The organism is Bacillus cereus, assembly GCF_002577405.1.
Lineage (GTDB): Bacteria > Bacillota > Bacilli > Bacillales > Bacillaceae_G > Bacillus_A > Bacillus_A cereus_AU.
Genome location: NZ_NULR01000013.1, coordinates 443,794 through 457,117, shown reverse-complemented (window position 1 = coordinate 457,117; position 13,324 = coordinate 443,794). Strand labels below are relative to the sequence as shown.

Sequence of the window (13,324 nt, the reverse complement as noted above, 5' to 3'; positions counted from 1 at the left end):
CCCTTACGCCTAGCTTGTTCCAATATATGCTTGTACTTATTTAATTAGAACTTCTTCTCTTTTACCATTACGGTTTTTCAGCCTCTTGTTGTGGTTCAAGGGGCGGTACGAGTGTGACAGCTAACTCTGTACCAGGTTGCAATAACGTTCCTTCTGCCACACTTTGCTCTGTTACGTATCCGGTACCAGAAGGTTTTAAGTTAAGCTGTAATGTTTTTGCTAAATTCATAACATCACGCAGTGCCCAACCTTGTATATTTGGCATTGTAGGCTTATCTCCCACTAAGAAGACTCGATCACCTTTCAATGTTTGTTCAGTCGCTTTCGGTACTTGTTGTTGTACTTTCCCTTCACCTAATACGATTGGACGGAGTTTTGCTTTATCAATTGCTTTCCCAGCTTCAGCCATCGTTTTACCAGTTACATCTGGAACAGTAGTTTGTTGTTCTTTCAAATATTTTTTCGGATCTTTCACTTCATTTGGCTTAATCTTTAAATACTCTAAACTATTTTTTGTTACATATTTAAAGATATCAGCTAAAGGCTGCGCTCCATTCTCATCATCTTTTAACTTCGGCTGTTTAACAGCTACGTATACAACAAGTTGCGGATCTTCCACCGGTGCCATACCTAAGAATGAGAATATATAATTCTCTCTTCCTGTCATATAGCCACCTTTCCCATCTGGAATTTGCGCTGTCCCTGTTTTACCACCAACTGAATATCCATCGATTTTATAAGCAGTTCCTGTTCCTTTAGGAGATGTAACAACGCGTTCTAATAATTGTCTTACTTGCGCTGCTGTTTCTTTTGTAACAGGCTTTCCTACTTCTTCTGGTTTATGTTCTAATTTTACTTTCCCTGTTATTGGATCTACAATTTTATCAATTGTATAAGGTTTCATCATTTTCCCATCATTTGCAATAGCTGTTGCAGCTTGTACAAGCTGAATTGGCGTTACAGTAGAACCTTGTCCAAAAGCTGTTGTTACTTGCTGTATTTGCTGATCAAATAAAATTGTATTTGAACCTTCACCAGGTAAATCAATATTCGTTTTCTCGTCTAGCCCAAAAGCGTGAATATATTTACGAAAACGTTCTGGACCAAGTTTTTGATCACCTAAAATTGCAAATGCTACGTTTGAAGAGCGCTCTACACCTTCATCAAACGTGATAGAGCCCCAGCCAGCACCGCCGTTATGATCTTTTATTTTCTGGTTACCGACTTGATATGTACCAGACTGATAATAATCTTGCCCTTTATACACACCTTCATTAATGGCTGCCGCTAACGTGAAAATCTTCATTGTTGATCCAGGTTCAAATGCATTCGCAATTGCATCATTATAAAAATATTTATTATTCTCTTGGTTCGGATCATAACTAGGTTTACTAGACATCCCTAATATTTTCCCTGTTTTTGGATCTGCGACAATTCCTATTAAGCTTTCTGGTTCATAATGTTTACTCGCTTCTTTCATTGCGTCTTCTAAATAACTTTGAATACGTTGGTCAAGCGTTAAATATACATTATCTCCATTTTTAGGTGCCTTTACATTCACTTTTCCACCGTCAAGAGATACACCTTTACGATCGCCTGTATAAGCTACTTCTCCATTAGCAGCACCTAAATACTTATCCAAACTCTTTTCTAAACCAAATTGCCCTATAGCAATTCCGTTGTCATCAGGTCTCGCATGACCTATGACATAAGATGCGAAATCACCGTTTGGATACACTCTTGCATTTTCTGTAATAAAAGATATTCCTGGCAATTTCAATGCTTCTATTTGTTCTTTTTGTTCTTTCGTCAAGCCCTTACCTAAATTTCCAAATTCCACTTGACTTTTACCTTCTTTATTTAACGTAGCTAAAATCTTATCTTCGTCTTTTCCGAGTACTCCCGCGATTTTCTTCGCAGTATCCTCTTTATCCTTAACAGGATTAGCACCTTTTAATTCCGCTACAAGTTTATATGAGTTTGCATCTTGTGCTAACACATGACCGTTTTGATCATAAATCGTTCCTCTATTCGCTTCGAGAACACCTGTTTTGCTATGTTTTTGCTTAGCAAGTGCATCCAAATCATGATTATGCACTGTTCCTGTTGCTTGTATGTAAAAAAATCGGGCTAATAACAGCAAAAAGAGCAGGAGGAATAACATCATAAAATAACCTGCTCCCTTATTGGTATGAAATTTAGTCATATTTCTCTTCATCTTTCCTTCACACCTATTGCCTTACTTGAGGCCTTTCACATTATTCGCATTAATTTCTAGCCCGTGTTTTTTTGCAACTTCAGCGATTCGTTCATAACGACTTAACTTCTCTACTTCAGCTTGTAACTCTTGATTTTCTTTTTGCTGATTCACAATTTTTTCTTCTATTGTCGCTGCTTCTACATTAACTTGATAAAGGCCTGCTTTATTTCCAATAAACGCTACACAGGCATACAATAAAAAGCCAATAAACGCTACATATAACAGTTTTTCGATTCTTGTAATCTTCGCTTTAGCCTTTGGCTTAATCATCTGCTGTGGGGGTGTTTGAATCTGTACCTCTTCTTGCGCTTGTTGTTTGTACTTTACAGCTAAGTTAGTCATACCTCTCTCCCCTTTTTATCGTTTTTCAGCGATTCTCAACTTCGCAGAACGCGCTCGATTATTTTCTTCTAATTCCATATCAGAAGGTAAAATCGGTTTTCTTGTAATAAGCTTTAATTTCGGCTTAAATTCCTCAGGAATAATCGGTAATCCTGGCGGCAATTGTGGCGTTGTACTATTTCGCTTAAACGTCGTTTTACAAATACGGTCTTCTAAAGAATGGAATGTTATAACACTAACTCTTCCACCAGGCTTGACCATCTCAATTGCAGATTCCAACGCTTCTTCAAATACTTTCAATTCATCATTTACAGCAATACGAATCGCCTGGAACACTCGCTTCGCAGGATGTCCACCAGTTCTACGAGCAGGAGCCGGAATACCTTCTTTAATTAGTTCTACTAATTCCCCTGTCGTTTCAATCGCTTTATTCTCACGATACGCTTCAATTTTCCTTGCTATTTGCTTTGAAAATTTCTCTTCGCCATACTGGAAGAAAATTCTTACGAGTTGTTCATATGACCAGCTATTTACAACATCATATGCTGTTAATGGGGCATCTTGATCCATCCGCATATCTAACGGTGCATCATGATGATAACTAAAGCCACGCTCTGGTGTATCTAATTGTGGAGATGAAACACCTAAATCGAATAAAATGCCATCTACTTCTGTTATACCTAATTCCTGAAGCTTTTCAGATAAATATCGGAAATTGCTCTTTACCGTTACAAACTGCTCACCGTATGAAGAAAAATTTTCTTTCGCATTTTGAATTGCTATCTCATCTTGATCAAACGCTATTAATTTTCCACCATCAGTTAATTGGGATAATAGATAAGAACTATGTCCTCCTCCCCCCAGTGTACAATCTACATATGTACCATCTGGCTTTATATCTAAGCCGTCTACTGTTTCTTTCAAAAGTACTGTTACGTGTTTAAACATTGTTGCACCTACTCTTTTTCCAATTAATTATGTTGAATGCATTCCTTCCTCTACACGTGTATTTCACGATTAGAGAACGAAATACTACTAAAGAACGACTCATTTAACTTGCCTACAAAGGCAACATACTATACAAATCGCTATTTTCTTTTATTATATACTAAATTTTATCATCTTTTGCGGGAAATTAAATAAAAAACTGTCGAAAAAGATAATAATACGTTTACATTTTGTGCTATTTTGTCATATATTTAAGTATCCTGCCTAAATACAAACTTCAATGTTTTTAAATTGATAATTCAGAAAAATTTCACTTCACAGTAAATTCAACAGGATAAAAATAAAATCCTGCTCCAAAGAGCAAGATTCTATAGTTTTATAACATGATGTTTTCCATCCCAAGAAAATGAGTTTTCCATTACTCGATCAACAAAATCCAAACCGAACTGGTTTAAATAATAGCATACATTCCAAACACGCTCTTGCGGCGCCCCTAATGGACGAAGCGCAAATTGTATACGACGAAATTTATTTAGCTGAACCTCATGTTTTTTCTCAACATTTTTTTTCAACATTCTTTCCAATAGTTCAATTTGTTCATTAATTTTCAACTCATTTTTCTCTGCGAATGTACTTAATCCTGGTTCTATTTTCTTCACAAATTGCTGTAACGATGTATGAATATCACTTATTTCCTTTTTCGCCTCTACAAATCGATCATCTATCGGTTCCTCTATTTGATTAGATAACCAGTTTTCACGCAATTTATCTACATTATTTAAAAACGGATCACTCTCTTGCAATTGTAAGTCGGATACATCTGTCGCTATATCCCTCTCTACATAAGTAATCGTAATACGTGGAACGACCGGCGGCATACGGAAACCGACAGTATGAAATACTTGTTGCAATTCACTCCAGTAAGCTAATTCTCCCGGACCTCCAATAAACGCAAGTGTAGGAAATACATACTCTTGCATAAGCGGGCGTGTTACAACATTATTACTAAAACGTGCTGGATTTCTTTCTATCTCGTTGATCAATTCTTCATACGAAAAGGAATACGCTCCATCTTTCCCAACAAACTTCCCTTGATTATCTTCAAGCAGTACTCGCTCATTATCAATTTCCATAAATATATGCACCGCATTAAACTTTGTTTCAATAATCGGTTTATATCCTAATTCTTTAATTATTTCCTGTTGATTATGAAGCCCCTCTTGCACTTCTTTATACTTGCCAATAATTTGTTTAAAGAACGGTACTTCTAATTTTCTCAATTCAGGATGATGCGAATCGACAAGAATTAAACCAGAGTTAGCGAACATTTTAGTAATAAGGTAACCAAAGAAATCTACATACGTATTCGATTTTTCCAAAGAATCATCAATAAATTGCAATACGTCCTTTGTAAAATTCGTTTCTGGATATGTTTTAAAAATTTCTTCAATCCACTTTCTACAGTCTTCCACAGAAAGCTCAGACTCTGATGCACTCGCCTTTTTCGGATTACGATCATGAAAAATAGTCTTTTTTATTTTTTTATTTTTCGTTACAAAAGTATGATTAATTTCATCCATATCATGGTCTTCACCAGCAATCCAAAAAACAGGAACAACTCTAACACCTAAACTTTCTTCCTTTTCCTTCGCAAGCTGTAAAATTGAAATAATTTTATGAATTGTATAAAGCGGCCCAGTTAATAGTCCAGCTTGTTGTCCAGCTATAACAACATATGTATTTTCATCTCCAAGCGCTTTTACATTTTGAATTGTAGCTTCTCCTGCTTGTAATTTTGTATTATATTCTAATAAATGCGCTACTAAATCTTGACGAAAAAACTCCCTCTCACGCAAATCATGTAAACGCTGTTTAAAAGCATCTTCTGTTAACATGTAATCAAAACACGACTGTATCTCTTTTTTACCGTTCATATAGTCCGCTACAACACCTTGTTGCGGAACAGAGATTTCTTTTATCTCCATATAATTCTTCCTTTCGTATCCTGTTCTCTCACCAACCCACATTGTAGTCAATGTTTCACGTAAAAGCAAAGAAAAACACTTATACTTTTCCTTCTAATCCTTTTATTGCCTCAAACAAAAATTGAAGCGTCGGAACTGGTCGTTGCTGTTTCTTAGCTTCTTCTAATACATATCCAATAATCGCATTGATTTCCGTTTGTCTATTTGCTCTTACATCCGCCAACATAGATGATGTATTACGAGACGTTCTTTCACATACACGTTGTACCATTTGCCATACAATTTCTTTTTCTTCTTTAACAAGAAAAACGACTTCCTGAAATACTTGCTCCATCATTTGATAAAAAAAAGGATTAGAAATCAACTCTCCGTTCTGAACTCGTAATAACGCTGTCAACGGATTGATACATACATTAACTACTAATTTTTTGTGCATAACGTCCTTCCAATCAGATTCGAGTTGAATCGGAAAATAAGGAAAAGAAAAGCAATTAAATATTTTTTGAAAATGTATAGATGGACCGCGCACTACTCCAAACTTCGTAACACCTATACCAGTATGCTGAACTGTATGTATACCTTCCTTTTTTGCACCATGCTCCACAATCCCAACAGCTATATTTTCATTCTCTATTTTCTGCATAGCATGAAGATGTGACATCCCATTTTGTAAAAAGATTAATGATGATTCTCCCTGCACAAAAGGTAGTATGTCAGTTATATGATATTGTTTCACGGCAATAAATATATAATCTAACTTCTGATTTGGCATACTTTCTATTGGTAAAACAGATGGGAATACCGTTTCACGTTCCCCATCCATAACACAGGTTACACCCGTTACATTCAATTCCTCAGACTGTTTAGCCGTTCTTGTAAACAACGTAACATCTTGATTACTTTTTTGTAAATAAAATGTATACAATAGACCAATAGCTCCTGGCCCCACAATTCCAATTTTCATCTTCACACAAGGAACTCATATTAACAAGTTATATAAGTTCTCTTGCCCTCCCTCCTTTATATCTTTCTAAATTACACTAATGCATCTATTGATTTCACTGTATCCCGACAAACAAATGCAACCTCTTCTTTCACTATGTATATACTACCTATTAATAGGCTTCTCTTCTTAGTTTAGCAAATCCTCAAAAAAATAATAAAAGAAATATACTATCTTCTTCATAAAAATAAAAAAATGAGTTATAATATTATTATAAATATTTATACTTTTCTGCATTCAACAAGATAAGAAAAGGATGTGACGTAATGGGATTTCCAAAAGTTGAGCGTTTGCTCATCAATTATAAAACATTAGATGAATTTAAAAATTTTAAAGGTTGCGGAGCTCAAGAACTATCCATGCTAGAAGAATTACAAGCAAACATTATTGAAAATGATAGTGAATCTCCATTTTATGGCATCTATTATGGCGGATCACTAATCGCACGTATGAGCCTGTATATGAAAAGAAACGGTGGAGAACCATTCGAAATTACAGGTACTTACCTAGAACTCTATAAACTTGAAGTATTACCGAATTTTCAAAAACAAGGCTATGGACAAATGCTTGTAAATTATGCTAAACAACTAAAATTCCCAATTAAAACGATAGCGCGTATCCATTCAGCTGGTTTTTGGGATAAATTAAATTTCAACCCTGTATCAGTAACTAATGGTGATTTTTATGTTTGGCACCCAGAAACAAATTTGAATGCGGTTACAAATGAAGAATCTGCTTAAAAAATAAAAAAACAGCTACATAGCAGCTGTTTTTTTATTTCTTTACCTTCTCTAATTCCCCATTCGAACGAGCACTATTTCTTTCCGCTACCATTACACTTCTTTTTTGATCAATATAATCAAGTAATGTTCTATATTCTTCCTCATATACTGATAATCGCTCCAAAAGACGTTCTCTCTCTGTTTGTAGCGATTCAATTTGTTGTTGTAATACCATCAAGGAGTTTTCATCTTTATAATTTTGCAAGAAGTCAATAACATCATTCAATGTAATTGACGTAGGCTCTAATACCTTCGTCTCTTTCACTTCATAATTTTCCACTTTACGAAGTTGTTTTGCTTCTTCGATACGCTCTTTGTATTGCTTTCTTACATACGAATTCCACCTAAATCCACATGCTGCTGGTGTACGAGACAAATGTCTTCCCACTTCTTTAAAGGCAGAAAGTTGCGTTCCGCCTTCTCGAATATGCCGGAGTACTACTTCTGCCAGAAGCAAATCTTCATCATCAGTCCAAGCATCTTGTCTTGTTGTCGCCATCTCTCTAGTCCTCCCTATGCATTTTTTATTAAGCATATGCAGTTACTAGAAAAGATAGAATACTACGACTAAAGAATAAGACAAAAAAAATAAACGCAGAAGATATCTTCTGCGTTTATTTTTTGCAATTACTTGCTGATTACTTCTTTACCTTTGTAAGTACCGCATGCTTTACATACACGGTGAGCTAATTTCGCTTCACCACAGCTTGGGCACTCTACCATACCAGGTACTGATAATTTGAAATGCGTACGACGCTTTCTTTTTACTGTTTTAGAAGTTCTTCTAAAAGGTACAGCCATTCTTCCCACCTCCTTAAAAGAAATAGTTATTTTCATATGAAGGCCTAAACCAGTCTTCCGATTATTTGTCAAAAAACTTTGCAAGTCCTGCTAATCTTGGATCAACAGTCTTTTCTTTGTTTTCTTCCGAAATCACTTGCCAGTCTTGACCTTGCATCGGTGCTCCACCAGAAACATCATCACTGAAAATTTGCATTGGAATCTCCAAAAGTATATTTTCCTTGATTACGGGCAGTAAGTCAAGTACTTCTCCTTCTAAAGAATGAATTTCAGCTTCTGTTTCAAATTCTTCTTCTGAAGTTTGGAACACCTCAGTTGTTTTAATGTCAAATGGTAATGTCACATCTACTAAAGAGCGAGAACATGGTAAAACCATGCTTCCAGTTATATGTAGATGAAACGTAAACTTACCGGAGCCAAAATCAACTCTTCCTGTTACATGAACAGGATTAATTTCACGAATATCTTTTTCGACCTCTTTTAGCTCACTTACATCTACCATCTCATCCAATGTCAATCCTTTATTTCTCAATTTATTCAATTGATGGATGGACCATTTCATATCATATCACCTCAAGGCAACAAACAAAATTATAGCTAGCCATTTTATATTTGTCAATGTTTTTTCTTTACACTATAATGAAGTCATCATAGTAAATAATATATAGAGTATCACGTTTTTCAAAAAGATGCTACATCGAAAGGAGAGATTACCATAAAAGCTAGTGGTATTGTTGTTGAATATAACCCTTTTCATAACGGTCATGATTATCATGTGCAACAAACAAAAAAGTTAACACACTCTGATATTACAATTGCCGTTATGAGTGGCCCTTTTTTACAGCGTGGTGAGCCGGCACTCCTATCCAAATGGTATCGTACCAAAATGGCCTTAGAAAACGGCGTAGACCTCGTTGTAGAGCTCCCATATGCCTTCGCCACACAAAAGGCTGAAACATTTGCAAATGGCGCTATTTCCATTTTAAACGCCCTACACGTTTCTGAAATTTGTTTCGGTAGTGAAGATGGACAAATCGAAAATTTTTATAATACCATCTCTGTACAAAAAAACGAAGAAGAGACTTTTAACCGTCTTGTAAAACAATTTATGGATGCTGGTAATAGTTATGCAAAAGCTACATCCGAAGCTTTTTCACACATTTTACCACCGCAAAAAAACATAGATATGTCACAGCCGAATAACATTTTAGGCTTCCAATACATAAAGGCCATTCTCTCGCAAAATAGTTCTATGCAAGCACAAACTCTAAAAAGATTTGCTTCTCATTATCATGACGAAACATTTAACGACCAACATATTGCAAGCGCGACAAGCATTCGTAAGCAACTCTTTAGCGAAGAGGGAGCATTTACAGCAATTGAACCTTTTATCCCGAAAGCAACCGCTTCGATTTTAGCAAATTACAAACAACAGTACGGGATATTACATAATTGGGAACAATATTTTTCATTTTTCAAATACAAACTCATGACGATGTCTCCTAAGGATTTACGCCATATATATGAAATAGAAGAAGGTTTAGAACATCGTATTTTATCAAAAATACAAAATAGTTCCTCCTTCTATTCATTCATGGAAGCATTAAAAACTAAACGGTATACATGGACTAGATTGCAAAGAGCTTGCACGCACATTTTAACAAACACCACAAAAGAAGAAATACATGAAGCAAATATACAGCAGCATGCACCGTATATTCGTCTACTCGGCATGTCACAAAAAGGACAAACTTACCTTTCAAAAAACAAGAAAAAAATAGAACTTCCAATCCTTACACATACAAAAACTTTTAACCATCCCACTTTAGATATAGAGCGAAAAGCGAATTCTGTATATTTCTCCATCATGCACGAACCATTACGAACACAACTACTAAAACAAGACGTAACACACCATCCAATACGTTATGATGAAACGACAGCAAGATTTCTATAAGAAAAACCTCTCTTTTCAGAGAGGTTTATTTTTTACCATCCATTTTTTCCAAATACATTAATGCGTCATCTAGCGTATCAACTGGAACAATTTTCATTTTTGTTTTAATATCTTTCGCAGCCTCAAGTGCATCTTTATAATTCGATTTCTCCGCACCTTTTTCATTTGGTGCAAAGAACACTTCAGCCCCAGCATCGCTAGCAGCTACCACTTTTTGCTGAATACCACCAATTGGACCGATTTCTCCTTTTTCATTGATTGTACCCGTTCCAGCTATTTCATGGCCTTTCGTTAAATCTTCTTCTACAAGTTGATTATATATTTCTAATGTAAACATTAAACCTGCTGATGGGCCTCCTATTTCATGGGAGTCGATTTTCACTTTCGGATCTACTACTAATTCCCTTTCCGTAACGATGGAGACACCTATACCAACACGGCCATTCCCATTTGGGATTGTCTTAACATTTAAATTTTCTTTCAGTTGTTTTCCGCCTCTTTTGTACTCAATACTTACTGTATCACCTTCTTTTTTCCCTGTCATATATTCAATAAATTGCTCCGTCTTTTCGAATGTTTTTCCATCTACAGCTATGATGACATCCCCAAGTTTAAGCTTTCCTTCTGACGGCATCCCCTTCGACACTCCGGCTACTAATACACCTTTATTTTCAAAAGAAACAGAACGATTTGCCCGTTTATAAGCATTGTAAATCGCTGCATTTTGTGAATCTTTCATTGCATAATTTTGGCGGAATTGATATTCTTCATCACTCTCGCCTCTTTGCAATATTTCTTCTGCTTTCGATACATGTGTATATTTATTAAACTGCGCTGCTATTAAATTCACAACATTTGCTGGCCCCATCGAAACCGTTACAAGCATAAAATCACCAGATTCCTTCGTTCCACCCTCAACTTGAACATACGGCTCTAATTTTGCAGCCATTCCTGGTTTTGTTACATAATACGGTAAACGCACATAAACAAGTAACATCGCCAATATAACCCCTATTAGAATTGCATATATAAACCGAAAACGCTTAAACATTATGTTTCTCCTTCCACTGCTCAATTAATAAATTAATGTTTGAAATATGTTTTTCCGCTTCTACTTCTCCAACTCGAATAATATCTTCAATATTTGTAAAAGCACGCGAACTAAATTGTTCTACAGCTGGTCGCATCATTAAATCCGATGCAATTTGTCGATTCATCACAAGCTCATGTTGCATAATTTCAATACTCTGCATAATTACATCGTAAATAGACGTAACCTCTCCATTCACCTTAATTGGAGATACATCAACAGCGATAACAATATCCGCTCCTAACTCTTTCACAACTGATACTGGAATGCGATCAATAACTCCGCCATCCACTAATAATCGTCCATCTATTTTTTCTGGTACAAACACCCCAGGTACAGATATGCTAGCCCTCACCGCATCTGCAACAGGACCACTTGTAAAAACCACTTTTTCCCCCTTCAAGATGTCAGTCGCCACAACAGCCGTCGGGATATCTAACTCTTCTAAATTTTTATTATATGTAAACATTTTAATCATATCTTTGACACGTTTTCCAGCAATAAATCCCATTTTCGGCACCGTGAAATCTAAATAATATTTCCTCTTAAAAACAGTCGCCAGTTTATACAGTCTTTCAATGTTACAGCTAGCCGCATAAAATGTACCTACTAAAGCCCCCATGCTACTTCCTGCAATCATGTGAATCGGTATACCATTTTCCCTTAAAACTTTTATAACGCCAATATGAGCAAATCCTTTCGCCCCACCAGATCCAAGAGCTAAACCGATTTTAGGTTCTTTCATTTTTCTCACCCTTTAATTTTTTTCATCCCTTTTTCATACTTATGGTCTAAATTCACCACGTATCCACGTATACTGAAATGAACGTTTTTTGGGACAAAGGGGGATTTACTTACATGTATGAAAAATGGAAAACGGCTTTCCTTACCATATCAACACTATTTTTAACCTTTTCTCTTGTACTCCACCCCCAAGCTGCTTTGCAAGCTTCCATTAGAGGGTTAAATATATGGTGGGAAGTTGTATTCCCTTCACTATTACCGTTTTTCATCATTGCGGAACTTCTAATTAGCATTGGTGTTGTAAAATTTATCGGCGTTATATTAGAACCACTAATGCGCCCACTTTTTCGCGTTCCAGGGATAGGTGGATTTGTTTGGGCGATGGGAATGGCTTCAGGATTCCCCGCTGGCGCCAAATTAAGCGCTAGACTACGTAAAAGTAATCAACTCACACAAATTGAAGCAGAGCGCCTCGTATCTTTCACAAACTCTTCTAATCCACTTTTTATTTTCGGAGCTGTTTCTATCGGTTTTTTCAATAATCCGAAATTAGGAATTGTATTAGCTGCTGCACATTATTTAAGTAACTTCGCCGTCGGGCTACTAATGCGTTTTTACGGTAATAACACCATTAACACAAATGATAAACACACTACTAAAAAACGTCCTTTTCAAAATCCTTTTTCAATCCTCCACCAGACACGTATGCAAGAAAAAAGACCAATAGGAAAATTACTTGGGGACGCTATCGTTTCTTCTATTCAAACGTTACTTATGATTGGTGGATTTATTATTTTATTCTCTGTTTTAAATAAAATGATTACTGTATTTCATATTACAACAGCCCTTTCTTTTATTATGCAACATATTTTATCATTCTTCCAACTAACTACCGAATTTAGTATTCCGATATTATCTGGCATTTTTGAAATGACACTCGGAAGCCAAATGATTAGTCAAATAAATGAAACACCCCTTCTGCAACAAGCTATGGTAACAAGTTTCATTTTAGGCTTTAGCGGCCTTTCTATTCAGGCACAAGTTGCTAGCATATTAGCTGAAACAGACATCCGATTTAAGCCATATTTTTTTGCACGAATTATCCAAAGTATTCTCGCTCCTATTTTTACTTTTATATTTTGGAAACCATTTTATGAAAAAGTGAGTTCTTTCTCACCTATGCAAAAAAATATTCCCGTATTTTTATCGAATCATTCTTCAATACCGCATGAAATTTGGACATCTTTCGTACACTACGGACCGATATTCACATTATTTTGTTTATATTTATATGTTATCTTGCTATTTTTCCGTAACAATAAAGTGAAACTTTAATCAGCGGGGGTTTTCTTCATCCCCCCACTAATTATTAACCTTCACCAATTGGGTTTTTACGGGCAGCAGGGCTTCCA

13 protein-coding genes are annotated in these 13,324 nt (G+C 35.8%); 3 read left to right on the top strand and 10 right to left on the bottom strand.

Going from position 1 to position 13,324, the window contains the following annotated elements:
• Positions 1-67 precede the first annotated feature (67 nt).
• From COC96_RS18365 to panE, 5 genes are all read right to left on the bottom strand, one after another.
• The gene (locus COC96_RS18365; protein ID WP_098267894.1) at positions 68-2,218 is read right to left on the bottom strand and encodes a penicillin-binding protein; all 2,151 of its coding nucleotides are present in this window, start codon (positions 2,216-2,218) and stop codon (positions 68-70) included.
• A gap of 21 nt (positions 2,219-2,239) precedes the next feature.
• Positions 2,240-2,602 carry a cell division protein FtsL gene (gene ftsL, locus COC96_RS18360; RefSeq protein WP_097904433.1) on the bottom strand — a complete coding sequence of 121 codons (363 nt, stop codon included), beginning with the start codon at positions 2,600-2,602 and terminating at the stop codon, positions 2,240-2,242.
• A gap of 15 nt (positions 2,603-2,617) precedes the next feature.
• Positions 2,618-3,550: a 16S rRNA (cytosine(1402)-N(4))-methyltransferase RsmH gene (rsmH, locus tag COC96_RS18355; protein ID WP_097904434.1), complete on the bottom strand. Its 933-nt coding sequence runs from the start codon at positions 3,548-3,550 to the stop codon at positions 2,618-2,620.
• A 368-nt stretch (positions 3,551-3,918) separates the two neighbouring features.
• Complete coding sequence (gene bshC / locus COC96_RS18350; protein ID WP_098267895.1) at positions 3,919-5,535, bottom strand: bacillithiol biosynthesis cysteine-adding enzyme BshC; 1,617 nt, start codon at positions 5,533-5,535, stop codon at positions 3,919-3,921.
• A gap of 79 nt (positions 5,536-5,614) precedes the next feature.
• A complete protein-coding gene (panE, locus tag COC96_RS18345; RefSeq protein WP_097904436.1) occupies positions 5,615-6,505 on the bottom strand; it encodes a 2-dehydropantoate 2-reductase in 891 nt (296 codons plus the stop codon).
• A gap of 299 nt (positions 6,506-6,804) precedes the next feature.
• Between panE and COC96_RS18340 the strand changes: the two genes are divergently transcribed.
• Positions 6,805-7,278, top strand: coding sequence for an N-acetyltransferase (locus tag COC96_RS18340; RefSeq protein ID WP_098267896.1), 474 nt, complete (start codon positions 6,805-6,807; stop codon positions 7,276-7,278).
• Between the two features lie 34 nt (positions 7,279-7,312).
• Here the strand turns inward: COC96_RS18340 and COC96_RS18335 are convergent, their stop codons facing one another.
• From COC96_RS18335 to COC96_RS18325, 3 genes are all read right to left on the bottom strand, one after another.
• Positions 7,313-7,819, bottom strand: a complete 507-nt coding sequence (locus tag COC96_RS18335) for an RsfA family transcriptional regulator (RefSeq protein ID WP_097904438.1) — start codon at positions 7,817-7,819, stop codon at positions 7,313-7,315.
• Between the two features lie 128 nt (positions 7,820-7,947).
• Positions 7,948-8,121, bottom strand: coding sequence for a 50S ribosomal protein L32 (gene rpmF / locus COC96_RS18330; RefSeq protein WP_001984764.1), 174 nt, complete (start codon positions 8,119-8,121; stop codon positions 7,948-7,950).
• A gap of 61 nt (positions 8,122-8,182) precedes the next feature.
• Positions 8,183-8,683 carry a YceD family protein gene (locus tag COC96_RS18325; RefSeq protein ID WP_097904439.1) on the bottom strand — a complete coding sequence of 167 codons (501 nt, stop codon included), beginning with the start codon at positions 8,681-8,683 and terminating at the stop codon, positions 8,183-8,185.
• 153 nt (positions 8,684-8,836) lie between these two features.
• On the opposite strand from COC96_RS18325, the gene COC96_RS18320 reads away from it, so the two are divergent.
• Positions 8,837-10,078, top strand: coding sequence for a nucleotidyltransferase (locus COC96_RS18320; protein WP_176538803.1), 1,242 nt, complete (start codon positions 8,837-8,839; stop codon positions 10,076-10,078).
• A gap of 25 nt (positions 10,079-10,103) precedes the next feature.
• Here COC96_RS18320 and COC96_RS18315 read toward each other — a convergent pair whose 3' ends face one another.
• Both COC96_RS18315 and COC96_RS18310 read right to left on the bottom strand, forming a co-directional pair.
• Positions 10,104-11,129, bottom strand: a complete 1,026-nt coding sequence (locus tag COC96_RS18315; RefSeq protein ID WP_097904441.1) for a SepM family pheromone-processing serine protease — start codon at positions 11,127-11,129, stop codon at positions 10,104-10,106.
• The gene (locus COC96_RS18310; RefSeq protein ID WP_097904442.1) at positions 11,122-11,913 is read right to left on the bottom strand and encodes a patatin-like phospholipase family protein; all 792 of its coding nucleotides are present in this window, start codon (positions 11,911-11,913) and stop codon (positions 11,122-11,124) included. Before COC96_RS18310 ends, COC96_RS18315 begins: the two co-directional genes overlap by 8 nt.
• 113 nt (positions 11,914-12,026) lie before the next feature.
• Between COC96_RS18310 and ylbJ the strand changes: the two genes are divergently transcribed.
• Positions 12,027-13,247, top strand: a complete 1,221-nt coding sequence (gene ylbJ, locus COC96_RS18305; RefSeq protein ID WP_098267898.1) for a sporulation integral membrane protein YlbJ — start codon at positions 12,027-12,029, stop codon at positions 13,245-13,247.
• Positions 13,248-13,324: the final 77 nt, after the last annotated feature.

What these genes read in the sequence shown, in the direction of transcription:
- COC96_RS18365 (WP_098267894.1), bottom strand. Translation starts at nt 2,218, where the DNA reads ATGAAGAGAAATATGACTAAATTTCATACCAATAAGGGAGCAGGTTAT.
- ftsL (WP_097904433.1), bottom strand. Translation starts at nt 2,602, where the DNA reads ATGACTAACTTAGCTGTAAAGTACAAACAACAAGCGCAAGAAGAGGTA.
- rsmH (WP_097904434.1), bottom strand. Translation starts at nt 3,550, where the DNA reads ATGTTTAAACACGTAACAGTACTTTTGAAAGAAACAGTAGACGGCTTA.
- bshC (WP_098267895.1), bottom strand. Translation starts at nt 5,535, where the DNA reads ATGGAGATAAAAGAAATCTCTGTTCCGCAACAAGGTGTTGTAGCGGAC.
- COC96_RS18340 (WP_098267896.1), top strand. Translation starts at nt 6,805, where the DNA reads ATGGGATTTCCAAAAGTTGAGCGTTTGCTCATCAATTATAAAACATTA.
- COC96_RS18335 (WP_097904438.1), bottom strand. Translation starts at nt 7,819, where the DNA reads ATGGCGACAACAAGACAAGATGCTTGGACTGATGATGAAGATTTGCTT.
- rpmF (WP_001984764.1), bottom strand. Translation starts at nt 8,121, where the DNA reads ATGGCTGTACCTTTTAGAAGAACTTCTAAAACAGTAAAAAGAAAGCGT.
- COC96_RS18325 (WP_097904439.1), bottom strand. Translation starts at nt 8,683, where the DNA reads ATGAAATGGTCCATCCATCAATTGAATAAATTGAGAAATAAAGGATTG.
- COC96_RS18315 (WP_097904441.1), bottom strand. Translation starts at nt 11,129, where the DNA reads ATGTTTAAGCGTTTTCGGTTTATATATGCAATTCTAATAGGGGTTATA.
- COC96_RS18310 (WP_097904442.1), bottom strand. Translation starts at nt 11,913, where the DNA reads ATGAAAGAACCTAAAATCGGTTTAGCTCTTGGATCTGGTGGGGCGAAA.
- ylbJ (WP_098267898.1), top strand. Translation starts at nt 12,027, where the DNA reads ATGTATGAAAAATGGAAAACGGCTTTCCTTACCATATCAACACTATTT.